This window comes from Paraburkholderia monticola, from assembly GCF_001580545.1.
Lineage (GTDB): Bacteria > Pseudomonadota > Gammaproteobacteria > Burkholderiales > Burkholderiaceae > Paraburkholderia > Paraburkholderia monticola.
The window spans coordinates 19923-41346 of sequence record NZ_LRBG01000035.1 but is presented as its reverse complement, the minus strand read 5'-3'; the positions used below and the strand labels follow the sequence as shown (position 1 = coordinate 41346).

General features: G+C 63.1%; 25 protein-coding genes. 16 read left to right on the top strand and 9 right to left on the bottom strand.

Annotation, left to right across the window (positions count from 1 at the left end):
- Positions 1–11: 11 nt before the first annotated feature.
- From CI15_RS20985 to CI15_RS20965, 5 genes are read right to left on the bottom strand one after another with little or no spacing between them, the layout of a single operon-like run.
- Positions 12–542: a cupin domain-containing protein gene (locus CI15_RS20985; RefSeq protein WP_062130516.1), complete on the bottom strand. Its 531-nt coding sequence runs from the start codon at positions 540–542 to the stop codon at positions 12–14.
- Between the two features lie 28 nt (positions 543–570).
- A complete protein-coding gene (locus CI15_RS20980) occupies positions 571–1338 on the bottom strand; it encodes an SDR family oxidoreductase (RefSeq protein ID WP_062130513.1) in 768 nt (255 codons plus the stop codon).
- On the bottom strand, positions 1331–2416 hold the full coding sequence (locus tag CI15_RS20975) for an aromatic ring-hydroxylating dioxygenase subunit alpha (RefSeq protein WP_062130511.1): 1086 nt from the start codon (positions 2414–2416) through the stop codon (positions 1331–1333). Before CI15_RS20975 ends, CI15_RS20980 begins: the two co-directional genes overlap by 8 nt.
- Before the next feature lie 48 nt (positions 2417–2464).
- The gene (locus tag CI15_RS20970) at positions 2465–2776 is read right to left on the bottom strand and encodes a recombinase-like helix-turn-helix domain-containing protein (RefSeq protein WP_062130509.1); all 312 of its coding nucleotides are present in this window, start codon (positions 2774–2776) and stop codon (positions 2465–2467) included.
- A 1-nt stretch (position 2777) separates the two neighbouring features.
- Entirely contained in the window at positions 2778–3092 is a 315-nt protein-coding gene (locus CI15_RS20965; protein ID WP_062130507.1) for a non-heme iron oxygenase ferredoxin subunit, read from the bottom strand.
- Between the two features lie 442 nt (positions 3093–3534).
- Here CI15_RS20965 and CI15_RS20960 point away from each other — a divergent pair, with 442 nt between their 5' ends.
- Positions 3535–4608 carry a porin gene (locus CI15_RS20960; protein ID WP_062130506.1) on the top strand — a complete coding sequence of 358 codons (1074 nt, stop codon included), beginning with the start codon at positions 3535–3537 and terminating at the stop codon, positions 4606–4608.
- Positions 4609–4716: 108 nt separating this feature from the next.
- On the opposite strand, the gene CI15_RS20955 is transcribed toward CI15_RS20960, so the two are convergent.
- A complete protein-coding gene (locus CI15_RS20955) occupies positions 4717–5688 on the bottom strand; it encodes an IclR family transcriptional regulator (protein WP_062130504.1) in 972 nt (323 codons plus the stop codon).
- A 159-nt stretch (positions 5689–5847) separates the two neighbouring features.
- Here CI15_RS20955 and CI15_RS20950 point away from each other — a divergent pair, with 159 nt between their 5' ends.
- The 12 genes from CI15_RS20950 to CI15_RS20895 all read left to right on the top strand — a co-directional run bounded on the left by CI15_RS20950 (position 5848) and on the right by CI15_RS20895 (position 16041).
- Positions 5848–6144, top strand: a complete 297-nt coding sequence (locus CI15_RS20950; protein ID WP_062130502.1) for a hypothetical protein — start codon at positions 5848–5850, stop codon at positions 6142–6144.
- A gap of 51 nt (positions 6145–6195) precedes the next feature.
- Positions 6196–7908, top strand: a complete 1713-nt coding sequence (locus CI15_RS20945; RefSeq protein WP_062130500.1) for an acid phosphatase — start codon at positions 6196–6198, stop codon at positions 7906–7908.
- A 213-nt stretch (positions 7909–8121) separates the two neighbouring features.
- Entirely contained in the window at positions 8122–8481 is a 360-nt protein-coding gene (locus CI15_RS20940; RefSeq protein ID WP_062130498.1) for a DUF3564 domain-containing protein, read from the top strand.
- Between the two features lie 318 nt (positions 8482–8799).
- Positions 8800–9549, top strand: a complete 750-nt coding sequence (locus tag CI15_RS20935) for a DNA/RNA non-specific endonuclease (protein WP_062130496.1) — start codon at positions 8800–8802, stop codon at positions 9547–9549.
- On the top strand, positions 9542–9802 hold the full coding sequence (locus CI15_RS20930) for a hypothetical protein (protein ID WP_062130493.1): 261 nt from the start codon (positions 9542–9544) through the stop codon (positions 9800–9802). The genes CI15_RS20935 and CI15_RS20930 overlap by 8 nt, the downstream gene beginning before the upstream one ends.
- Before the next feature lie 313 nt (positions 9803–10115).
- Positions 10116–11231 carry a SpoIIE family protein phosphatase gene (locus CI15_RS20925; RefSeq protein ID WP_062130491.1) on the top strand — a complete coding sequence of 372 codons (1116 nt, stop codon included), beginning with the start codon at positions 10116–10118 and terminating at the stop codon, positions 11229–11231.
- Positions 11232–11243: 12 nt separating this feature from the next.
- Positions 11244–11807, top strand: coding sequence for a SiaB family protein kinase (locus CI15_RS20920; RefSeq protein ID WP_062130489.1), 564 nt, complete (start codon positions 11244–11246; stop codon positions 11805–11807).
- Between the two features lie 19 nt (positions 11808–11826).
- Complete coding sequence (locus tag CI15_RS20915; protein WP_062130487.1) at positions 11827–12222, top strand: DUF1987 domain-containing protein; 396 nt, start codon at positions 11827–11829, stop codon at positions 12220–12222.
- Position 12223: 1 nt separating this feature from the next.
- Positions 12224–12949, top strand: a complete 726-nt coding sequence (locus CI15_RS20910; RefSeq protein ID WP_062131607.1) for a GGDEF domain-containing protein — start codon at positions 12224–12226, stop codon at positions 12947–12949.
- A gap of 10 nt (positions 12950–12959) precedes the next feature.
- Positions 12960–14954, top strand: a complete 1995-nt coding sequence (locus CI15_RS20905; RefSeq protein WP_062130485.1) for a putative bifunctional diguanylate cyclase/phosphodiesterase — start codon at positions 12960–12962, stop codon at positions 14952–14954.
- A 148-nt stretch (positions 14955–15102) separates the two neighbouring features.
- A complete protein-coding gene (locus tag CI15_RS20900; protein WP_062130483.1) occupies positions 15103–15480 on the top strand; it encodes a hypothetical protein in 378 nt (125 codons plus the stop codon).
- A 243-nt stretch (positions 15481–15723) separates the two neighbouring features.
- Positions 15724–16041, top strand: coding sequence for a hypothetical protein (locus CI15_RS20895; protein ID WP_062130481.1), 318 nt, complete (start codon positions 15724–15726; stop codon positions 16039–16041).
- Here CI15_RS20895 and CI15_RS20890 read toward each other — a convergent pair.
- Positions 16038–16745: a Crp/Fnr family transcriptional regulator gene (locus tag CI15_RS20890; RefSeq protein ID WP_062130479.1), complete on the bottom strand. Its 708-nt coding sequence runs from the start codon at positions 16743–16745 to the stop codon at positions 16038–16040. The genes CI15_RS20895 and CI15_RS20890 overlap by 4 nt on opposite strands.
- Before the next feature lie 100 nt (positions 16746–16845).
- On the opposite strand from CI15_RS20890, the gene CI15_RS20885 reads away from it, so the two are divergent.
- Positions 16846–17385, top strand: coding sequence for an Mpo1 family 2-hydroxy fatty acid dioxygenase (locus CI15_RS20885; protein ID WP_062130477.1), 540 nt, complete (start codon positions 16846–16848; stop codon positions 17383–17385).
- Positions 17386–17399: 14 nt separating this feature from the next.
- On the opposite strand, the gene rarD is transcribed toward CI15_RS20885, so the two are convergent.
- Positions 17400–18311 carry an EamA family transporter RarD gene (gene rarD, locus CI15_RS20880; RefSeq protein WP_062130475.1) on the bottom strand — a complete coding sequence of 304 codons (912 nt, stop codon included), beginning with the start codon at positions 18309–18311 and terminating at the stop codon, positions 17400–17402.
- Between the two features lie 563 nt (positions 18312–18874).
- Here rarD and egtD point away from each other — a divergent pair.
- A complete protein-coding gene (egtD, locus tag CI15_RS20875; RefSeq protein WP_062130473.1) occupies positions 18875–19858 on the top strand; it encodes an L-histidine N(alpha)-methyltransferase in 984 nt (327 codons plus the stop codon).
- 85 nt (positions 19859–19943) lie between these two features.
- Here egtD and CI15_RS20870 read toward each other — a convergent pair whose 3' ends face one another.
- Complete coding sequence (locus CI15_RS20870) at positions 19944–20237, bottom strand: acylphosphatase (protein ID WP_062130471.1); 294 nt, start codon at positions 20235–20237, stop codon at positions 19944–19946.
- Positions 20238–20375: 138 nt separating this feature from the next.
- Between CI15_RS20870 and hpnA the strand changes: the two genes are divergently transcribed.
- A complete protein-coding gene (hpnA, locus tag CI15_RS20865; protein ID WP_062130469.1) occupies positions 20376–21386 on the top strand; it encodes a hopanoid-associated sugar epimerase in 1011 nt (336 codons plus the stop codon).
- The last annotated feature ends 38 nt before the right edge of the window (positions 21387–21424 follow it).

The following is a 21424-nucleotide window of genomic DNA, read 5'->3' as shown; positions in this document are numbered from 1 at the left end:
GTGGCAGCGCGTTAGCCGCGCTTGATCTTCGCGAGCGGCGAATCCGGCGGATACGTCGGCGTGATCGGCTTCGGCGAACCGAGCATCACGCACATCAGCGCGTCTTCCTCGCCGATGTTGATTTCCGTGCGGTACACGCCGGGCGGCACCGAGATCAGGTCACGCTCGCCGAGCACCGCTTCCCACGTTTCGCCATCGCGCTCGCAGACCACTTTCATCTTGCCGCGCAGCACGAAGAAGATTTCTTCGACGTCCGTATGAATATGGCTCGGGCCGATGTTGCCGGCCGGGATCACCATCGTCGAGAACGTGAAGTTGCCAGCGGGCACCGTGTTCATGTCCTTCGCGACGCCGGTGCCGCCCGTGCCGACGTAGCGCATCTGCGCACGGCGATACTTCGGGTCGTAGTCGGCCTGGAACTTCAGCGCGTCCCAGTCGTAGCGACGCGTTTCGAGGCGTGCGACCCGGCTGTCCAGCCATTGCTGGAAGCTTGCGTCCGCGGGTTGGTCCCAGGATTTACGTTCGTTCTCGACGTCCGCCATCTCTCTTTCTCCTTTCGATTCGACTAGATCAATTCATCACGAAGCCGCCGTTGACCGGCAGCAGCTGGCCGGTCACAAAGCGAGCGGCATCGGACAACAGGAACAGCACCGGCCCGGTCACGTCGTCGGGCACTTGTGCGCGCGTGAGCGCGCGGCCTTGCAGGTAATACTGATGACGCTCGGCAGGCACGTATGCGGTCGCCTCGACTTCGGTGAGCCCCGGCGCGATCGCGTTGACGGTCACGCCGTGCGCGCCGAATTCGCGCGCGAGCGAGCGGGTCATCGAGATCACGGCGCCCTTGCTCGCGACATAGGCGAGCAGCTTCGGCGCGCCCCACATCGCCGTGTCCGAGGCGATGTTGACGATGCTGCCGCGGCCCGAGTCGCGCAGATACGGCAGCGCGGCGGTGCTCATCAGCCAGGTGCCGCGTACGTTGACGTTCATCACGGCGTCCCACGTGTCGACCGAAAGCTCGTCCGCGAACTTGCCGCCGGAATTCGTGATTGCCGCGTTGTTGATCAGCGCGTCGAGACCGCCGAGCTGGGCCGCGCCCTGCTCCGCGAACTGCTTGATGCTGGCCGGGTCGGCGAGATCGAGCGGCAGATAGGTCACGGCGTGGCCCTGCTCGCGCAGCGATGCCGCGAGCGCGCGGCCTTCGTCGTGCAGCACGTCGCCGAACGCGACCCGTGCGCCGGCAGCCGCGAGGGCACGGACGAACGCCGCGCCGAGACCGCGCGCGCCGCCCGTCACGAGGACGCGCCGGCCCGCGAGCGTTGCGAGTGCGTCGTTATGCATGGCTGTGACCGGCTTCGGTGGCTGCGGGCGCCGCGTTCGCCGCGCGATGCGCGTCGAGCTGGGCGAGATCCTGCTGCGCGCGTTGACGCAGCATGCGGCGCACACGCGTCATGCCGACGTCGTGCTGATAGAGGAACTCGTGATCGCGCGCGTTCGGCGCGAGGCTTTCGAGGACGTAGCGGTCCTGCTCGAGCACGTCCCAGTGCAGACCTTCGAGGCGGTTGCGATACAGGAAGCGCCATGCGTCGCGCTGCCATCCCTGCACCTTGCGGGTGCGCCAGAAGTAGACCTGGCAGTTGTCGCCGTCGACCGGAACCGCGAAGCCGATGATGCCGAAGCTGCCGCCCGGGCCGAACTTCTTCTTGTACGGAATCGCGAGACGCATCCACAGCGTGCCGGTGTCGCCGAGTTCGACCCAGTCGAAGTTCACGTCGCGCTGGCCGGTCTTCTCGAACATCAGACCGGTTTCGGTCTTGCGCACGCGCATGTCGGCCTGCTTGTCGCCTTCGGCCATCGAGTGCGAGGTCGCATGCAGATAGGCGCCGTGCATCGGGTCCATCACGTTGTCGATCGCGTACTGGTAATTGCACTTCCAGTTCGACATGCAGAGGAAACTCGCGTACTCCTCACCAACCAGCTCTTGCGGCAGCACGAGCGGTGCCGGTTCCTTGTGGGCTTCGTCGCCGAACCACAGGAAAATCGCGCCGGCGTGTTCCTCGACGGGGTACGACTTCACGCAGGTCTTGCCTTCGAGCGGGCAGCTCGGCACGGCCGGCACGTTGATGACGGTGCCGCTGCCGTTCACTTCGACGCCGTGATACCAGCACGCAACGCGATCGCCGAGGTTCCAACCGAGCGACAGGCGCGCGCCACGGTGCGGACAGCGGTCTTCGAGCGCGCGGACTTTGCCTTCGCCATCGCGCCACAGCACGATCTGGTCGCCCAGACGCGTGACACCGATCGGCGCGTTGCCGACCTGCCAGCTCGGAGCGACGGGATACCAGTAATTGCGCAGGCCGCGGTCCAGATACGACTTGACCGGATCGGCCGTGCCTTCAGTTGTAGTGGGGGACGTCATGAAGAGACTCCAGTACGAATGCGATGAAACGTGTTCGGAAAAGCGCGCTTAGTCGGCGAGCTGACGGAATTCGGCGGCCAGACGCTCGGCGTTCCACTGAGTGCCTTCCGGGGTGCGGAAACCGTCGCGGTTCAAGCCGTCGACGACTTCCTGCAGTTCCGTCGCGCCGGCTTCGAAAACGCGTTCGAGCGCATCGCCGAAGTCGTTTTCGTACTGGGTCGGCTCGGCCTTGCGGTTCTGCCAGACCATGTTGCCGCTCTCGCCCGGCTTCTCGATCACGCCCTTGCCAGCGACGTTGTTCGGTTGCGGCGCGAGCCACGGCTTCAGGAAGGGATTGAAGTTCACGGCTACCTCTCGCATGTCATTCCACCTTGATCTGAATTTCTTCACCTGCGAGACGTACCGAGTACATCTTCAGGTCGCGGCCGCCCGGCTCTTTCAGACACTTGCCGGTCGGGATATGGAACACGGCTTCGTGCAGCGGACATTCGACGGTATCGCCGTCGACGAAGCCCTGCGTCAGCAACGCGTACGCGTGGGGGCAGACGTTTTCCATCGCGTAGATCTCGTCGCCCACCTTGTAGATGCCGATCTCCGTGTCGTCGAGCTTGAACTCGAGCGGGGAGTCTTCGGACAGCTCGCCGGCATGTCCGGCACAGCGCCATTGTTCAGTCATTTCTCACGTTCTCCTGAGTCCTTGACGTTCCATACAAGGAACATCAGTTCGTGTATGGTCAATTATAGGAGTCGCTTTGCGCCGAGAAAATAAAAAATTGAGCCCTTAGGGGAAAACACCGACTGTCGTTTTTGACACACATCGGCGCCGGTTGCAGGGCGCGCAACCTTAAGCCACGCGGGTCTTTGCCGGACGCGGCTTCGCCCGAATCTTCAGACATGGACGATCGGCAACCGCGGGTTTGTACTGATCTCAAAATTTATTTTGATTGATCTCAGCTTCTCTATACTTTCCATAGGCGATACGTTTGTCCATAGGTGGAACGCATAACGTAAGACCGATGTGGTTCTGGCGCAGAAACCAGAACGGGATTAACCCAGAGAACAGATCAGGGACGGCGCATTCGGCGAGTGTCTACGTCGTTTGATCAGGAGAACCAACGGTGAAGCAAATCATTGCAGCCGGTTTGACGGCAGCTTGCATGACCACGGGCGCGTGGGCGCAGAGCAGCGTGACGCTATACGGCAGCCTCGATGCCGGTGTCGCGTATATCAGCAACGTGGGCGGCAGCTCGAAGTGGATTCAGGAACAGGGGAACATGCAGCCGGACCGTTGGGGCCTGAAGGGCGTCGAAGATCTGGGCAGTGGCCTGAAGGCGGTGTTCCAGCTCGAAAACGGTTTCTATACGAATACGGGCGCGATGGCCAAAGCGGGCGTGCTGTTCAACCGTCAGGCTTACGTCGGTCTCGCCTCCGACCGGATCGGTACGCTGACCTTCGGCCACCAGACGCCGTTCAGCTTCGACGTGCTCGGCCCGTTCAGCACCGGCTACCAGGCGGCGAGCTGGTACGCGTTCCACCCGGGCAATATCGACGCGCTCGCCAATACCGCGGTCGTGCCGTATGACAACTCGGCGAAATTCCGCTCGGCGACGTTCGGCGGCTTCACCGTCGGCGCCATGATGGGTCTCGGCAACCAGACCAACTTTGCGACCGGCCGCACCTACGGCTTTGCGGCGACCTACGCGAACGGCGGTTTCAAGGCGGGCGCGAGCTACTCCGACGAGAACAACCGCACGCCGTCGATCGTCACGACCGGCATCACGACGTTCCAGGGTCAGCCGGCCGCCACCTACACGGCCGCGAAGCTCGAGAACATGGGCGTGGGCCTGTCGTATCAGTTCGGCAGCGTGCTGGTGCACGGTTTGTACACCCGCGTGAAGCTGCAGAACCCGGGCTACTCGGACACCTATCAGAGCTACGACGCAGGCGCGAACTGGCAAGTCACGCCGTTCAACACGATCGCGGGTGGCGCCGCGACCACGACGCTGGCCGGCCATCGCTGGACGCAGTTCATGATCGGCAACATCTACGCGCTGTCGAAGTCGACGCAGGTGTATATCAACGCGCTGTACCAGCGCGCGGGTTCGAACACCGACGCGGCGTTCTTCACCGCGGGCGTGTCGAGCGGCCGCAATCAGGCGATCATCCTGAGCGGCATCCATCACTCGTTCTGATGATTTGACGACGCGATGCGGCGAGTCCCGCTGTGCAAGGCAGCGGGACTCGCGAAACAGAGATGAAATAAGTATTTGAAGTAGTCGCGCCGTGAAGTCAGCGCACGCTCAATGCGCGGCGACCGACCTGCGGCGCGCCTGCATCGCGGTCGGATCGTCCGGCCTCGGCCGATAGCTCAGTCGCTCGGACAGCTCCAGCGCCGCCTGGCACACCGCGATGATCAGCGGCTCGCGCTCGCCGGCCTCGCCGATATCCGAACGCGGAATCGTGACCGTCAATGCCGCGGCGATCTTGCCGCTCTGATCGCGCACCGGCGCGCTCACCACCGAAATCCCCCGCTCGAACGACGCCTCGCTGAGCGCATAGCCAAGCGCCGCGCTCTCGCGCACCCGCCCATACAGTTCCTCGACGGTCGCAGGCGTGCGCTCGGTGAAGCGTTCGAGTTGCGGCTCCGGATACAGCTGGCGCAATTCCTCGAAGCTCAGATCGCCCATCAGCACCTGGCCGTGCACGGTGGCATGCGCGGGCAGGCGCGTGCCCACGTGGACCTTGACCGAGCTGTACATCGGTTCGTGCGTCTGCGCCTTCGCGACGAACACGACGTCGCGCTGATCGCGGATCAGCAGATGCGTGCTGAGCCCGGTCGCGTCGCGCAGGCGTTCGAGGATCGGCGTGCCGACGTCGGTCAGTTCGAGGGAGCTCAGATACTCGAAGCCGAGCCGCAGCACCGCGACGCTGAGCCGGAAATAGCGGTCGCCATTGACGCGTTCGAGAAAGCCGAGCGCTTCGAGTGTTTGTAGTAAGCGGAACGTGGTGGTGCGCGGAATGCCGATCCGCTTCGACAACTCCGGCGCGCCGAGCACCGGCTCGCGCGCGCTGAATTCGGCGAGGATGCGCAGGCCGCGTTCGAGGCCCGGCACCAGATAGGTCGATCCGCCGGCGCTGTCGTCGTCGGCGGAAGCGGGCACGTCCGCGCTCTCCGCGTGCGACTGCACCGGTTCATGCTGCGATGCGGAGGCGGTTGCCCCGCGGGGTTTGGCCTGCCTGCGTCCCACTCCTGTCTGCTCTTCTTTTGCCATCTTGGCTGCCGTATTGTGCGATTCATCGGGTTCAGATCGTGATGATAGCGCGAAGCATGCGGCGAATCGGCCACCCGGTGCTATGCTTTGATCCGATCCAGCCGCGCTGGTGTATCCCAGTCGCGTGCTCGCGCCGCCCAAGCGTATGGAGACCACGCCATGCCCAACGCGATCCAGATTCAGGTTGCCGACTCGCATCTTTATCCGGGCTGCGCAGTGCGCATCGCCGATCTGCCCGTAGCGGCCGGAGCGCCAGACCTCGCCGAGGCGCGCGTCGAATTCGCGGATGGCTCAGGGGCCCACGCCACCTGCCATCTGCGCGCGCATGACGAACTCGAATTGACCGTCGACCGTTACGCAACGCAAAAACGTCATCCGATCGACGCAAGGCATTGGCTATTATTGGCCGTCGATGCAACGCATCACAGCTGGCGCGTCAAGCGCCGGCTGCCGTAGAGCCGCGAGGCCAGCCGGCCCCGGCGGATCCGTAACCTTCGGAATTCACCGATGACCGACCACGATCCCCACCTGCCGCCGAAGCTGAACAACCCCGATTCAGTCGATCACACCAACGACGCTCCCGACGATCCCGAACGGCGCCGCGTCCTGACCGGTCTCGCGGCAGTCGGCCTCGGTCTCGCACTGACCGGCTGCAAAACGGGCGAGGCGCTCGCGGACAATGGCCCGCCGCGCAGCGCCGCCGATCTGCGGCTCGATGCTGCGCTGCACGATCAGGTGAAGAACATCGTAGTGATCTATGCGGAGAACCGCAGCTTCGCGAATCTGTACGGCAACTACCCAGGCGTCGAACATCCGCTCGACGCGGTCGCCGCCGAGCGCTACGTCCAACTCGACCGCGATGGCAAGACGCCGCTGCCACGACTGCCGGCGATCTGGGGCGGACTCGTGCCGCAGGCCCAGGAGGTCGACGGCAAGCGCTACATGATCGGCCAAAAGGATCTCGATCATCTGCACAACCGGCCGTTCCGTATCGTCGATGCGCACGGCGCGCCGCTGCCGACCAGTGTGATCACGCGCGACCTCGTGCATCGCTTCTATCAGAACCAGATGCAGATCAACGCGGGGCGCAATAACCAGTTCGCCGCGTGGGGCGATTCCGGCGGCCTCGTGATGGGGCATTACCGCAATTCCGCCGACACGCTGCGCCTCTGGAATCTCGCGCAGCAGTACACGCTGTGCGACAACTTCTTCATGGCCGCTTTCGGCGGCTCGTGGCTGAATCACATCTTTCTGATCTCGGCGCAGGCGCCGTACTACCCGGACATCCACAACAGTCCGGCGAAGAAGATGGTGTCGGTCGTGGAAGGCGACGATCCGACCGGCACCCGTTTGAAGCTCGCGCCCAATTCGCCGGCGTCGGCACTCGACGGTCCGCCGAAGTTCGTCAATGACGGCGCTTTCACGGCCGACGGCTACGCGGTCAACACGATGGCGCCGCCCTATCAGCCGAGCAGCGTGCGGCCGGCCGAAGGCGGAGACCCGGCCCTCGCGGATCCGTCGGACCCGCGCGTGATGCCGCCGCAGCACTACGCGACGATCGGCGACCGGCTGACCGACAAGGGCGTCGACTGGGCGTGGTACAGCGGCGCGTGGCAATTCGCGCTCGATCATCGCGATACGGGGTCGATGCCCGACTTCCAGTACCACCATCAGCCGTTCAACTACTTCGTCAATTACGCGCCCGGCACCGCCGCGCGCCGCCGCTATCTGCGCGACGGCGGCATGGGCAATGACGCGTCGACCAACCGGCTGATCGCCGACATCGATGCGGGACGCTTGCCGGCCGTCACGTTCTACAAACCGCAAGGCGATCTGAACATGCACGCGGGCTACGCGGACGTCGCGTCAGGCGACCAGCACATCGCGACGCTGATCGAGCATATTCAGCGCGGCCCCCAATGGCAGAACACGGTCGTCATCGTCACCGTCGACGAAAACGGCGGCTGGTGGGATCACGTCGCGCCGCCGATCGGCGATCGCTGGGGTCCGGGTTCGCGGGTTCCCGCACTCGTGATTTCGCCGCTTGCAAAGAAGGGCCATGTCGACCACACCGTGTACGACACGAATTCGATTCTGCGTTTCATTAGCCGCGTGCATGGTCTCGCGCCGCTCGATGGCGTGGTGGCGCGCGACAAGGCGTTCGCGAGCAACGGACTCGCCCCGCTCGGCGACCTGACCGCTTCGCTCGATCTCGCCTGAGCGCCAGTCGGCCGCGTTGATTTGCCGCGGCTCGCAACGTACCTGGTGCCGCTGCGGCATACGCATTTCGCATGCCGCAGCGGCGTGAGCATGCGCCGTACCTCGCCACGACATTTCGCGAAATCTTTTTCCACTCGCCCGCCCTGCCTTTGACTTGCATAAAGCGCGGCGGCGCCTAGACTGATAAAGCACTTCGCAAATTACGGAACTGATATGCGACTGACCATCCTGATCAACGGTTCCGATCCCACCGTAAGCCATGATTACGCTGTGCTCTGGCTCGATACCGATGAACATCGGTGGTCGAGAGAAGCGCATCAAGGGATCGACCTGCCCCCTTGGGGCGAACTGCGCGACGAGAACGGCGTGACCACGCTGTGCGCACCGAGCGCCGACGCGCCGCTGTGTACGCTGCGCGGTCTGCACGTCGATCGCAAGGAGCGAGTGAGCGCCGCCCAAGGCGCCGCTGCATGGACCGCGCTGCAATCACGCAAGGCGACTAGCGGCTTCTGGCGTTTGCAGGCGGTGGATCGTCAAAAAGTACGCGCTGAAAACAGCGTGTTCGGTAATTAAGTTCTTGCGCGATTCGTCGCGCTTTTCTCCTTTCCGGTCGAAACTTCCGGCTCATGCGCGAGCACTGCTTGCACGGGTAAATGCGTTCGTGCGCTAACGAACATAACCCGTCACGGGACATTGCAACGCTTAAGAAGTCCTTAAGCTTCCGTGCGTAGAGTCGGAAGTCCACGCATTCGGGTCGCTGCAAAGCGGCCCACTTTTTTGCCCGGCGCTCGCCGCTTCTTTCCAATTCCCTTTCTTCGATTCGCATTGTGCTGTCGCTCGATGCGGACCGCGACGCTATACTTGCGGCCCCATCCATCGAACCACCGACACATGAAGAAGTGGCTTGCCTGTCTGTTATTCGCCGTCGCCGCTCATGCGGGCGCGGCACCTTCCTGCACCGGTTTCACGCCGAACGCGCAATGGCCCGTTCTCACCAATCAGAAGATGGCGCCGAAAACGCGCCTGCTCTGCTATAGCGATTTCGCCGTGCTGCATTCGGGTATCACACACGGTCCGCTGTGGTCGGCCGAACACCTGACGCGTGAGCACATCGAAGAAGCGAAGGAGATGGTGCGCACCAACAAGTTCTTCGAAGACACGCGCCTGCCCGATGGCGAAGGCGCGACGCTCGCCGACTACAAACGCAGCGGCTTCGATCGCGGTCATATGAGTCCGGCGGGAAATCGCTGGAACGATGAGGCGATGGCGCAATCGTTCTCGCTCGCGAACATCGTGCCCCAAAACCGTCAGAACAACCAACGATTGTGGGCTCGCATCGAAACCGCGGTGCGCAAGATCGCGCTCGCCTACGACGACACCTACGTCGTCACCGGCCCGCTGTTCACCGGCCAGCAATTGCAGACGATCGGACCGACGCGCGTGTTCGTGCCGACGCAGTTGTACAAGGTGGTCTATGTGCCGTCGCGGCAACTGGCTTTCGCAGTCGTGGTCGATAATGTCGCGACCAACCGCTACGACATCCGGACGATTCACGAACTCGAAGCGATGTCGGGCATCCGATTCCCCGGCATTCCGGATAACCTCAAGGACCAGCGGCCAGGAGGACTAAAAGGTGTTTAAGCCCTATTCGAACGACGACGACGTGCTCAACATTCAGGGCGATGCGCTCACGCTCAGCAATGGCACGACGCGAGTCGTACTCAACGGTACGCTCGAATTGACACGCGATCAGCGTGGCCTGAAGGCGGCGCTCGCGCTGAAGGAAGCGCTCGATGCGATCGTCGCGAATCTGCAGGCGCAAGCGGATTTGCCGGCGAAGGTGAAGGACGAGCCGGACGAAAAGCCGGGTGTCGTGCCAAACCCGTTTCAATAATTGGACTCGCCGCGGGCGTTGCTTTTGCGCAACCCCGCAAACCTCAGTTTTTCCCCATTTCGGTCACGCAAACCTTTGCGTGACCGCCTCTCTTCCAATCTCGCGCCAATAGAACGGATCACCTTCGCTCTGTCACATAATGTACATAGAGAAACCTTAGCGTGCGAGGTCTCTTCATACATCGACTGGCGACGCCATGCATCCAGCGTTCTCGAGATTTCGCCGCTCTTCCGCACAGGGGAATCCGCGCACTGCCGGAGATTTGTGCCAGCAAGTTCCATCGGTAGACGTTGAAGATCCCAACGCTGTCGTGATGGAGATCTTTTCAGCGCGCCGCGACATGCAGAGCCTGGCTGTCATCGACAACCATCGTCCCATCGGCCTGATCAACCGCGATATCTTCATGTCGCAGATGAGCAGGCCGTTCCATCGGGAGCTTTACGACAAGAAGAGCTGCATCGCGTTCATGGACAAGGAGCCGCTCATCGTCGATGCCGACGTGAGCATCGAAGCGCTGACCTTCAGGACGGTCGAGGCCGGTGAAAAGGCGCTGGTCGATGGTTTCATCGTGACGCGTGAGGGACTCTTCTCGGGCCTCGGCAGCGGTTTGCAGCTGATCAGCGCGGTGGCGGAAATGCAGGCGGAGAAGAACCGCCAGATCATGCAGAGCATCGAGTACGCGAGCGTGATACAGCGCGCCATGTTGCGCGCTTCCAGCGAGACGCTGTCGATGAAGCTACGCGATGCAGCGATGGTCTGGGAACCGCGCGACGTCGTCGGCGGAGACTTCTATCATTTCGCGGCCTTTCCGAGCGGATGGTTCGGCGCTGTCGCCGATTGCACCGGGCATGGCGTTCCCGGCGCCTTCATGACCTTGCTTGCGTCGGCGTCGTTGTCGAAGGCGCTCGAGCAGATCGGTCCGCACGACCCGGCCGCGCTGCTGGCGGCCGTCAACCGGAACGTCAAGAGTTTGCTGGGGCAAGTGAACAGTGCGGATGAAGGGACCCAATCGAACGACGGTCTGGACACAGCATTCTTCTGGTTCGATGCCACCGAGAGCGTGTTGCATTTTGCCGGCGCGAGGATCGCGCTGCACATCCTCGCACCCGAGGCCAGCGAGTTCGAAACGATCAGCGCGGACCGCATGGGCGTCGGCTATGTGGACAGCCGCGCCGACTATGCGTGGAGCTTGCGCTCGATTCCCGTCACGGCGGGCAGCCTGCTGTTCATCTATACCGATGGTCTCGCCGATCAGATCGGCGGCCCGCGCAACATCTCTTTCGGCCGGCGCCGCGCGCTCGACGTGATCATCGAAAACCGCGCCGAAACGCCGGCGACGATTTGCGAGCGCGTTCGGCTCGCGCTCGCGCAATGGCAAGGCAAGCAATCACGCCGTGACGACGTCACGCTTTTCTGTGCCCGCATTTAGTGAACCACCAGAATGTCCCAACTACTCGAACAAGACAGCGCCTTTTTCGAACTCGCACAGCGGCGTAACGTGCTCTTCTACCATAAGGGCTACTTCTCCCATACCATCGTCGCGTCGATGGGCGAGGTCGTGAAATTGCAGTTGGAAGTCGCTGGGGTCAATGGTCCGACCCGCCGCAAGCTTTTCTCATCGTTTATCGAGCTGTCGCAGAACATCGTTCATTACTCGTCGAGCGCGCTCGAGGCTGGCGGCGATGGGAGCGGCGAGATACGCGAGGGTGCGGTGTGCATCTCGAAGCATGGCGAGCATCATGTGATGCTGTGCGTGAATCCCATTGCGACTGCCGAGGTCGAGGGTCTGCGCAACAGGCTCGAGCCTCTGCGCAACATGTCTCTCGAAGAAATCAAGCAGGCGTACAAGGTGACATTGCGCACCGACGCGCCGAAAGACAGCAAGGGTGCCGGCCTCGGCTTCCTGACGATGGCGCGCGATGCGAGCGCGCCACTTGAATTCGCTTTTCATCCGCGTGCCGACGAACCCGGCACCACGCTGTTTTGCCTTATGGCCATCATCTGAGCAGGAAGGCGCACGAATCATGGAAAACCTACACATCCCCGCGACGGCGACGTCGCCCGAAGTCGATTTTCGCTTCGACCAGCACGCGCTGTCGATCAAGGGCGAGTCCTACCCGGAAAACGCGGCGGCTTTTTACGCGCCGATCATCGAACAGATGCGCAAGTACCTGGCCGCGAGCACCGGCGCCGAGATCACCATCGACGTCGCGCTGACGTACTTCAATAGCTCGAGCACAAAAATGCTGTTCAGCATCTTCGACGCGCTGGATCAGGCGGCCGAATCGGGAAGCCGCGTGTTGATGAACTGGTATCGCGACGAGGAAGACGAGACGATTGCCGAATTCGGCGAGGAGCTGAAGGCCGATTTCCGCGCGATCGAGTTCACCGATCGTCCCATTGCGCACCTGGGCCAATAAGGTGCGCTCGCCCTCTTCCCGTGATGCGTCCTCCGGCGGCGCGCCCGATCTGTTCCAGAACGAGAGCTCCGCGCTCGACAAGGCTCGCGCCATGCATTCGATCCTCGATGCGGATGCCGCGGAGTATCGCGAGTCGCTAGGCGAGCTGATCGAGCACTTCCAGCGCCTGATGCGCGAAACACGGCGCCTGATCGGCCGCAGCGACCGGGCCGAACGCGAGATGCAGGCGCTGGCGCAGCAGTTGGCGTATCGCGCATCGCACGACGCATTGACGGGTGTACTGAACCGCAGTGCCGTGATCGAGCGGACCACCAGGATCTTGCGCATCAACAGCGCCGTGATGATCATCCTGGACATCGACGAATTCAAGCGGATCAACGACGACTACGGCCACCCCACTGGCGATGAGGTCATTTCGGGTGTCGTCGGTTGTCTGCGCAGAATCGTGGGCGAACAAGGCTTCATCGGACGAGTCGGCGGTGAAGAGTTCACCGTGCTGCTGCCCGGTCACGATCCGGCCAGCGGTGCTCTGCTCGCCGAGCAGATGCGGGCAGCCATCGGCGACTCGCTGGTCGTTCCACCGGTCGAACGCAGCATCACGGCCAGCTTTGGCGTCAGCTTCAACGAAGTCGGAACCGGCTTCGACACCGCATATGGCCTCGCCGATGCGGCCTTGTACCGCGCCAAGCGAGGCGGGCGCAACCGCGTGGAATTTGCCGATCGATAGGCGGACGACCTTGGGACAGGAAGCCACGCGCAAAGCCCCTACTGTCATAGCCGTGCTTGCCATTCTCGCTGTCATTGCGACGAGTACTTTCCTCGCAATTCGCCAGAGCAGCGAGCAGGACAGTGCGCTTCGGACGATCCAGGCTTCCGGGCGCCTGCGCCATGACCTCGACCAGGTTCAGCAGGTCATGCTCGATGAGCATGCCACCCTCTACACCTCGATAGCGACGGTGCCGCTCTACAAACGCGCGCCCTACAGCTTTCCGATGCTGCAACTGCTCGCACTGACCCGCGACGCGCGCGAGAGTTGTAGCGAGAATCAGGAATGCGTGTCGCGACTGTCGGACCTGGACGACATGATCGGCAGACTCAGCGAGCAGAGCTTCGGTCTTGCGCGCAAGGTTGCGCAACATCCCGGCAGCGTGGCGGTGGGCGACCCCGAACTCGAGGAAATCGACGCCTATTTCTATCGCGTCCTCGAACGGGTCGTCAATGTGCGGCTTGCGGCCGACGCCAAGGTCGCCTCGGTCGTCAGCCAATCCTCGCTCGACGCGAAGTGGTTCACGCGCATGCTGTTGAGCTGCGGGGTCGCGTCGGCCCTGTTGCTGGTTTCGCTGATTCACTGGAATGGGCGGATTGGCGCGCATCTGCGTCGCTCGCTTAGAAGTCTCGAGCATCAAGCCCGTTACGATGCGTTGACCGATCTGCCGAACCGGGTACTGCTCGGCGAACACCTTTCCGGGTCGCTGGCACGCGCGGCAGCCACTGGCCGGAACGTTTCCGTCCTCTTCCTGGATCTCGATCGCTTCAAGGACGTCAACGATTCGCTTGGACATCGCGTTGGCGATTTGCTGCTAAAGGCCGTGGCGCGGAGGCTTCAACGGCTGCTCGACGCCACGGATTTCGTCGCGCGCTACGGCGGCGACGAGTTCGTCATCGTCGCCGAACGAGCCGACACGGCGCAACTCACCGACATGCTGGACCGGATCATCCGCGAGATGAGCGAGCCTTATAGCATCGGCGAGCACGAGCTCTACCTTGAAGCAAGCATCGGCGTCAGTACTTTTCCGCAAGACGGCGCCAAACCCGATCTGCTCACGCGAAATGCGGATGCCGCGTTGTACGTGGCGAAATCGCGCGGGCGAAACGGCTACCAGTTCTACGAACCGGAACTGAGCCGCGCCGCCGCCGAGAAGTTGCGGCTCACGACGCGACTGCGGCGCGCCGCGAAAGCCAACGAACTGTATCTGGCGTATCAGCCGCAGATCGACATGCAAACCGGACGCATCGTCGGCGCGGAAGCGCTTTTACGGTGGCGTGACGAGGAACTTGGCGAGGTCTCGCCGGCCGTATTCATCCCGCTAGCCGAAGAAACCGGTCTGATCCAGAGCATCGGCACCTGGGTATTGCGGCAGGCGTGCCTGCAGGCGAGTGCATGGGTACGCTCAGGCCTTCCACCTGTGCGCATATCGGTCAATGTCTCGCCGCTTCAACTCGAGCGCGCGGATCTTCCTGGCGTAGTGCGCTCGGCGCTCAAGGACGCCAATTGGCCTGCCGAATTCCTGGAACTCGAAGTCACCGAAGGTACGTTGATGCGCAACGCGGAAGAAGCGCAACGGGCCTTTCGTGAACTGCGCGAACTCGGTGTCTCGATCGCCATTGACGACTTCGGTACCGGTTATTCGAGCCTGAGTTATCTGAAACGCTTTAGCGTCGATCGCATCAAGATCGATCGCGCGTTCGTTTGCGAAATCGGCCGGGACACGGAACTCGAAGCGCTTTCACTGGCGATCATCGCGATTGCTGAAACGCTGAGCTTCGATGTCGTCGCTGAAGGCGTAGAACTCGAGGTCCAGCGCGAGTTTCTGGTCCGCCATGGATGCACGGTGGCTCAAGGCTTCCTGTTCAGCCCGGCGGTCTCGCCCGAGGCTTTAGCGCAAATTCTCGGGAAGACCGCGGTCGATTCTTCATCGAGCGTGGCGCGCTTCCGGGGCTTCGCCTTCTGAATCGCGACATGTATCCGCGCTGACGCACTACTTACGTTTTGTCACCAGCGCAGCGTCAACTCCTGTAATCCGCCCTACGTTAAACCGGCAGCGCTGAAATGATTCAGCCGCGATAAACGAATCCACCGATTCAACCAGGAGTCACACCATGAAGACGCTTTTCGCCGCTGTTGCTTCCGCACTGCTCGTATCGACCGCATTTGCCCAGACGGCCGCACCGGCCGCCACACAACCGGCGCAAGCCACGCAGGTGCCGGGCGCCGGTCAGGCGAATCTGAAGGCGAGCACCGCGGTACAAGCCGGCGCGTCGACCGATAGCGCGACCACGGCGAAAGCGCCTGCCGAAGCGGCAACGCAAAAGCACGTGAAGAAGACTGCCGCCCATACGAAGAAGACCCACAAGTCCACTAGCAAAAACGCCGTCGAAACGAGCGCCGCTAAGTCTAAAACGGAGAGCGCGAAGGAGGCCAGCACGAGCCCGGCGAAAGCCGACGGCGCACAAACCGACACGACCAAAACGCAATAACACGTGATCGGTTCCGGCGCTAACCGGCCATGCAGGTGCTGTTCAAATAGAAGTTGATCGAAGCCGGGACGTGTCGTTCGGGAGGGGCGAGTCGAATGACTCGCCTTTTTTTCTGCGCGGCAAGTACTTTCCTGTCGTATCTTTTTGTCGACAGCCAGGCGAATTTTTGCACCGTCTTTACTCGCCTGCGTTTACTCTGGAATCGTTCCAATTCACCATCGCGTCACACGAACGCCACATCACATGGCTCTCACGCAATCGCTCGACAAGCTTTCACCGCAACCGGCCAGCAATCACGCTCAACGCAACAACGTCATTCCGTTTCCATCGGCGCGCGCGCTTCTGCTCGTGACGCTGCCGCACGCCCAGTTGCGCGCACTGCTTCACTCGCCGCTCGGCGTCTATGTCGTCAACACGGAAGCCGGGCGAGAGGAAGACCGCGTGCAACTCGACATCGCGCGCGAAGATCTCGACTTCACGTTGCACACCCTGCTCAGCACGTTGCCGCTCGCGACGATCGGCCCGCTGAAACGCCGCGTCAGCCACGCAAGCGCGCCTTAAGCGCGCTCGACGAGAGCCTGTTCGCGCAGCTTGTCCGCATCGACGATTTCGATCTCCGCATAACGCAGCTTCAACGCGCCCTGCGTCTCGAAGTGCTTGAGCACCTGGTTGATCGTCTGTCGCGACAACGCGAGCATCATCGCGAGATCTTCCTGCGGGACCTTCAGCACGCTGCGCAATGCGCCGGGTTCGCCATAGCTGCCCGCCATCAGCAACAGGCGCCGTGCGACACGTGGCGCGGCGGGCAGCAGCGCGGTTTCCTCGATCGCCTCGAACGCGAGGCGCAGCTTGTGCGCGAGCAGCAGGCCGAACGCATGCCAGTGGGCCGGCGTGCGCTCGAGCAACGCGGCGAGCGCCGCGCGCGGCACATGAAACAGCGCGCAATCGCGTTCGGCATAGGCGTCGTGGGTTCGCGAACGGTTGTCGAACAGCGCGATCTCGCCGAACCAGTTGACCGGCTCGATCACCGCGAGCAACGCTTCCTTGCCCGTCGAACTCGCCGCGCCGATTCTGATCAGTCCGTCCAGCACACAATAGAGGCCGTCGTCGGCATCGCCGCGTGTGAACAACCGCTGACCGGCCGCGAGACTTTCGATGCGCCCCGCGTCCAGCAACTGCCTCCTCAGATCGGCCGGCGCCGCGCGAAACCACGCGCTGCGTTCGAGCAGCACGGCAAGCTCATTCGATGAAAAACGCTCTGTCATGGACGGTATCCGTGGGCAATCCTCGCTGATTGTCGGCTACCCGATGGTTTGAAAATCCGCTGGCCGCGATTATGCTGACTTTGACACAGGAGCGGCATTGATGAGAACGCTGACGCAGCAATTGACGCAATACGCGGCCTACCATCGCGACCGGCGCAATATCGCCACGCACTTCGTCGGCATTCCGATGATCGTGCTCGCGCTGGCGGTGTTGCTGAGCCGCCCATCGTTTGGCGCCGGGATGTTTCCGGTCACGTTGTCGCCAGCGTGGCTGTTGTTCGTCGCAGCGACCGTCTACTACCTCGCGCTCGACGTGCCGCTCGGCGTGACGATGGCATGCGTCTCGGCGCTATGTCTTGCGTTCGGCGAGTGGATCGCCGCGCAAACGACGCTCGTGTGGCTCGCCACCGGCATTGGCCTCTTCGTGATCGGCTGGGTGTTCCAGTTCGTCGGTCACGTCGCGTACGAACATCGCAAGCCGGCATTCGTCGACGACGTGGTCGGCCTGCTGATCGGCCCGTTGTTCGTGCTGGCCGAAGCGCTATTCGGCGTCGGCTGGCGACCCGAGCTGCGCGATGCGATCGACGCGCAAGTGGGCCCGACGCGCATCAATCCGCAGCGCGCCGAAGCGCATCGCTGAACGCGCGCCGCCGCTCAATTCGACGCGAACCGAACGAAGCGCACGCTGTGCAGCGCGGTGAGCGCAACGGCGATCCAGATCGGCACATAGGTCGCGAGTTGCCCGGCGCTCAGCGATTCGCGCAGCAGCGTGATCGACACGAACACGAGCAGCACCGGCTCGACGTAGCCGAGAATCCCGAACAGTGCGACCGGCAACATGCGGCTCGCCTTCAGATACGAAGCGAGCGCGAGCGTGCTCAACGCGCCGAGGCCGGGCAACAGCAACCACCACATTTCGGCGCGGCCGGCTTCGGTGCGGCCGGCGATCGCTTGCAGCGAGCCGCCAGCGAGAATGCACACGACGGCCACCGGCAGCAGCAACGCCATTTCGACGGTGAACATCGCGAGCGAATCCTGATTGATCCGACGACGCAGCACGAAATAAGGCGGATAGCCGAGCGCGACGACGAGGGTCGGCCACGAAAACGCGCCCGTCGCCCACAGTTCGTGACCGACGCCGAGCGCCGCGCACGCGACCGCGAGCCACTGCAACCCGTCGAGCCGCTCGTGATAGTGGAAGCGCCCGACCAGCACCATGACGAGCGGCAGCAGGAAATAGCCGAGCGACACTTCGAGCATGCGCCCATGCAGCGGCGCCCACAAAAACAACCATAGCTGCAGGCCGAGCAAGCCCGCGGCCACGATCATCGCGGCGGCGAGCAAGGGCTGCGTCATCATTTGGACAACGAGCGCGCGCAGAATCGGCAGACGCTTGCGCACCGCGACGAGCAGCAGCGCGCCGGGCACGGTCCAGACGATGCGCCACGCGAAGATGTCGAGCCCCGAGAGCGGTTTGAGCAGCGTCGCGTAAGCGGACAGTAATGCGAACATCGCCGACGCGCCGACCGCCAATGCGATGCCGCGCCTGAAGTCGTTGTGGTTCATCGCGCGGTCCAGGCTCGGTGTGGCGCGAGGGCTTGCGGCGCGCGATCGAGGCGCGCGGCGTGGGTGCTGGTCATGAATCTGATGTCTCGTGGGCAGGCGGGCAACGCGGCCGACGCTGCTTTGTTGGTCTGGAGCGGCAGCAAAGATGGTGAGAAACGGGCATTCTAGACGGGCTAGGGCCTGTTCGCGCTAATAACGGGCCTGCGCTTTTCCGTCAATCGGCTGCAATTAGTCGTGCGCATTGCGCGTCGATGCACTAGAACATAACTTTGCGCGCCGCGGCCAACGAATGCCACTCCGGTTCGTCATCGCCTCGCGCGCGAATCTTGCTACGAAGTTTTGCACGCTGTGGCCGCGTTGCCCGCGCGAGTGATAACCACAGTGGCACGAAACGAGCAGCACCCACGAGCCGGGTCGGCGAATGCAGCTCTGAGCGTAGTCTTGGAGTCCAATACGAACCGACGCCCGCGCATCTCGCCCACGGCATGCCCCAACCGCGTTTTATCGCGCATGCCACCACCCGGCAGCAATCCCGCTCATCGAATGTGACTACTGGAGCCAGCATGACCCAGCCAGCCCTATCGCTTAGCAACTCGCCTTCCGAACTACGCCGCGCCTTCGCCGCCGAGGTGTACGCCGGCCTCACCCACTCGCCGCAGAAAGAGCTGCCGTCGAAATATCTGTACGATGAAGTCGGCTCCGCACTTTTTGAAGTGATTACCGTATTGCCCGAATACGGTGTCACGCGCGCCGAGGAGCGGCTGCTCACGAAGCACGCGGCCGATATCGTCGAGCATTTGCCGCATGACGTGACGGTCGCCGAACTCGGCAGCGGCAGCGGCCGTAAAACACGGCGCATTCTCGAAGCGCTGTGTAAAAAGCGCCCTACTTCGTACTGCCCGATTGAAATTTCGCGCAGTGCGTTGCAGTTGTGCCGGCGCGAACTCGGCGACATCGAGCGGATTTCGATCGTCGGTTATGAGCGCGACTATCTGGCCGGCCTCGCCGAAGTGAGCCGCCAGCGCGCGCCGGGCGACCGGCTACTCGTGCTGTTTCTCGGCAGCACGATCGGCAACTTCGGCCGGCTCGCGGCGACGCGCTTTCTGCGCGACATCCGCAACATGCTCGCGCCGGGCGATGCGCTGCTGCTCGGCACCGACCTGATCAAGCCGACGCCGATGCTGGTTGCCGCCTACGACGACGCCGTCGGCGTGACCGCATCGTTCAACCTGAACCTGCTCGCGCGAATCAACCGCGAGCTCGACGGCGACTTCCCGCTCGAGGCGTTCGAGCACGTCGCGCGCTTCAATCCGGACGCGCGCAGCATCGAGATGCACCTGCGCGCGAAGCGCGATATCACGGCGCACGTTCGTGCCGCGAAGCTGACGGTGTCGCTGAAGGCGGGCGAGACGATCTGGACCGAAAGCAGCCACAAGTATCGCGCGGAAGAATTGCCCGCGATCGCCGATGACGCCGGCTTCGTGTGCAGCCATCAATGGATCGAGGATGAGTGGGGATTCGCGGAGAGTTTGCTGCTGGCGCGCTAAGCGGCGGTGACGACCCGGCAAACCAGCGCAACTACGACTCGAACGAAAAAGCGGCGCGCCGCTTTTTTACCTGCGCAGCTCAAGCTCAATGCTGCTCGAACCGCTCGTAACGTTTGTCCGTCACGCGTTCCTCGCCACTCACCTCGGTCACGCGCGCCGCCGGCGGTCCGTGCCGCAGCCACGACAGCATCCGGTCGATCTGATTGGCCGGTCCCTGCAACATCGCCTCGACGGAGCCATCGTCGACATTCGCGACCCATCCCTTGATGCCTAGCGCGTGCGCCTGACGCACTGTCGCGAGCCGAAAGCCGACGCCCTGCACGGTGCCGCGCACCCGCGCGTAATACGTTTCGATCCGTTCGTCCAGATCCGGGGCCATGCCACTACCTCCTCTTGATGCCTGACAGTCTTTCAAGCCGGCATTCTAGTCGCGTCGCGGCGAGCGTGCTCGACGGCGCCCATCCGTCGCGCGTGCCACGTACAATCCGTCGACCTTCATGCAGGAGATGGACTCAGAATGACCGAACAGAATCGCGATCTCGTGCTCGTGACCGGCGCGTCCGGCTTCCTCGGCTCGTCGGTGGCGCGCATTGCGCAGAGCAAGGGCTTCCGCGTGCGCGTGCTGGTGCGCGCGACGAGTCCGCGCCAGAACGTCGAGTCGCTCGATGCGGAAATCGTCGTCGGCGACATGCGCGACGAAGCGTCGATGCGCAACGCGCTCTCCGGCGTGCGCTATCTGCTGCACGTGGCCGCCGATTATCGGTTGTGGGCGCCGGACCCTGGCGAGATCGAGCGCGCGAATCTGGAAGGCACCGAGGCGACGATGCGCGCGGCGCTGAAGGAAGGCGTCGAACGTATCGTGTACACGAGCAGCGTCGCGACGCTGAAGGTGACCAGTTCCGGCCAGTCCGCCGACGAAACCTCGCCGCTTCGCGCCGACCAGGCGATCGGCGTCTACAAGCGCAGCAAGGTGCTCGCCGAGCGCGCGGTCGAGCGCATGATCGCCGAGGACGGCCTGCCCGCGGTGATCGTCAATCCGTCGACCCCGATCGGCCCGCGCGATGTGAAGCCGACGCCGACCGGGCGCATCATCGTCGAAGCCGCGCTCGGCAAGATCCCGGCCTTCGTCGATACGGGGCTGAACCTCGTGCACGTCGACGACGTCGCCGCCGGCCATTTCCTCGCGCTCGAACGCGGCAAGATCGGCGAGCGCTATATCCTCGGCGGCGAAAATCTGCCGCTGCAGCAGATGCTCGCCGATATCGCCGCGCTGACCGGCCGCAAGGCCCCGACGCTGAGCCTGCCGCGCTGGCCGCTGTATCCCCTCGCGATGGGCGCCGAAGCAGTCGCGAAGTTCACGAAGCGCGAACCGTTCGTCACCGTCGACGGGCTGAAGATGTCGAAGAACAAGATGTATTTCACGTCGGCGAAGGCGGAGCGCGAGTTGGGATATCGCGCGCGTCCTTATCGCGAGGGTCTCGCCGATGCGCTCGAATGGTTCCGGCAGGCAGGCTATCTGAAGAGCTGAAGCGCGGCCGTAAGCATTTTGTTACAAGTCCCGCGCCC

Bases quoted from the DNA above. Each gene is read 5' to 3' on its own strand.
- CI15_RS20940 (WP_062130498.1), top strand. From the start codon at position 8,122: ATGCGACTGACCATCCTGATCAACGGTTCCGATCCCACCGTAAGCCAT.
- CI15_RS20945 (WP_062130500.1), top strand. From the start codon at position 6,196: ATGACCGACCACGATCCCCACCTGCCGCCGAAGCTGAACAACCCCGAT.
- CI15_RS20950 (WP_062130502.1), top strand. From the start codon at position 5,848: ATGCCCAACGCGATCCAGATTCAGGTTGCCGACTCGCATCTTTATCCG.
- CI15_RS20925 (WP_062130491.1), top strand. From the start codon at position 10,116: ATGGAGATCTTTTCAGCGCGCCGCGACATGCAGAGCCTGGCTGTCATC.
- CI15_RS20870 (WP_062130471.1), bottom strand. From the start codon at position 20,237: ATGGCCCCGGATCTGGACGAACGGATCGAAACGTATTACGCGCGGGTG.
- CI15_RS20935 (WP_062130496.1), top strand. From the start codon at position 8,800: ATGAAGAAGTGGCTTGCCTGTCTGTTATTCGCCGTCGCCGCTCATGCG.
- CI15_RS20920 (WP_062130489.1), top strand. From the start codon at position 11,244: ATGTCCCAACTACTCGAACAAGACAGCGCCTTTTTCGAACTCGCACAG.
- CI15_RS20970 (WP_062130509.1), bottom strand. From the start codon at position 2,776: ATGCGAGAGGTAGCCGTGAACTTCAATCCCTTCCTGAAGCCGTGGCTC.
- CI15_RS20915 (WP_062130487.1), top strand. From the start codon at position 11,827: ATGGAAAACCTACACATCCCCGCGACGGCGACGTCGCCCGAAGTCGAT.
- CI15_RS20885 (WP_062130477.1), top strand. From the start codon at position 16,846: ATGAGAACGCTGACGCAGCAATTGACGCAATACGCGGCCTACCATCGC.
- CI15_RS20900 (WP_062130483.1), top strand. From the start codon at position 15,103: ATGAAGACGCTTTTCGCCGCTGTTGCTTCCGCACTGCTCGTATCGACC.
- rarD (WP_062130475.1), bottom strand. From the start codon at position 18,311: ATGAACCACAACGACTTCAGGCGCGGCATCGCATTGGCGGTCGGCGCG.
- CI15_RS20955 (WP_062130504.1), bottom strand. From the start codon at position 5,688: ATGGCAAAAGAAGAGCAGACAGGAGTGGGACGCAGGCAGGCCAAACCC.
- CI15_RS20975 (WP_062130511.1), bottom strand. From the start codon at position 2,416: ATGACGTCCCCCACTACAACTGAAGGCACGGCCGATCCGGTCAAGTCG.
- hpnA (WP_062130469.1), top strand. From the start codon at position 20,376: ATGACCGAACAGAATCGCGATCTCGTGCTCGTGACCGGCGCGTCCGGC.
- egtD (WP_062130473.1), top strand. From the start codon at position 18,875: ATGACCCAGCCAGCCCTATCGCTTAGCAACTCGCCTTCCGAACTACGC.
- CI15_RS20980 (WP_062130513.1), bottom strand. From the start codon at position 1,338: ATGCATAACGACGCACTCGCAACGCTCGCGGGCCGGCGCGTCCTCGTG.
- CI15_RS20895 (WP_062130481.1), top strand. From the start codon at position 15,724: ATGGCTCTCACGCAATCGCTCGACAAGCTTTCACCGCAACCGGCCAGC.
- CI15_RS20890 (WP_062130479.1), bottom strand. From the start codon at position 16,745: ATGACAGAGCGTTTTTCATCGAATGAGCTTGCCGTGCTGCTCGAACGC.
- CI15_RS20985 (WP_062130516.1), bottom strand. From the start codon at position 542: ATGGCGGACGTCGAGAACGAACGTAAATCCTGGGACCAACCCGCGGAC.
- CI15_RS20965 (WP_062130507.1), bottom strand. From the start codon at position 3,092: ATGACTGAACAATGGCGCTGTGCCGGACATGCCGGCGAGCTGTCCGAA.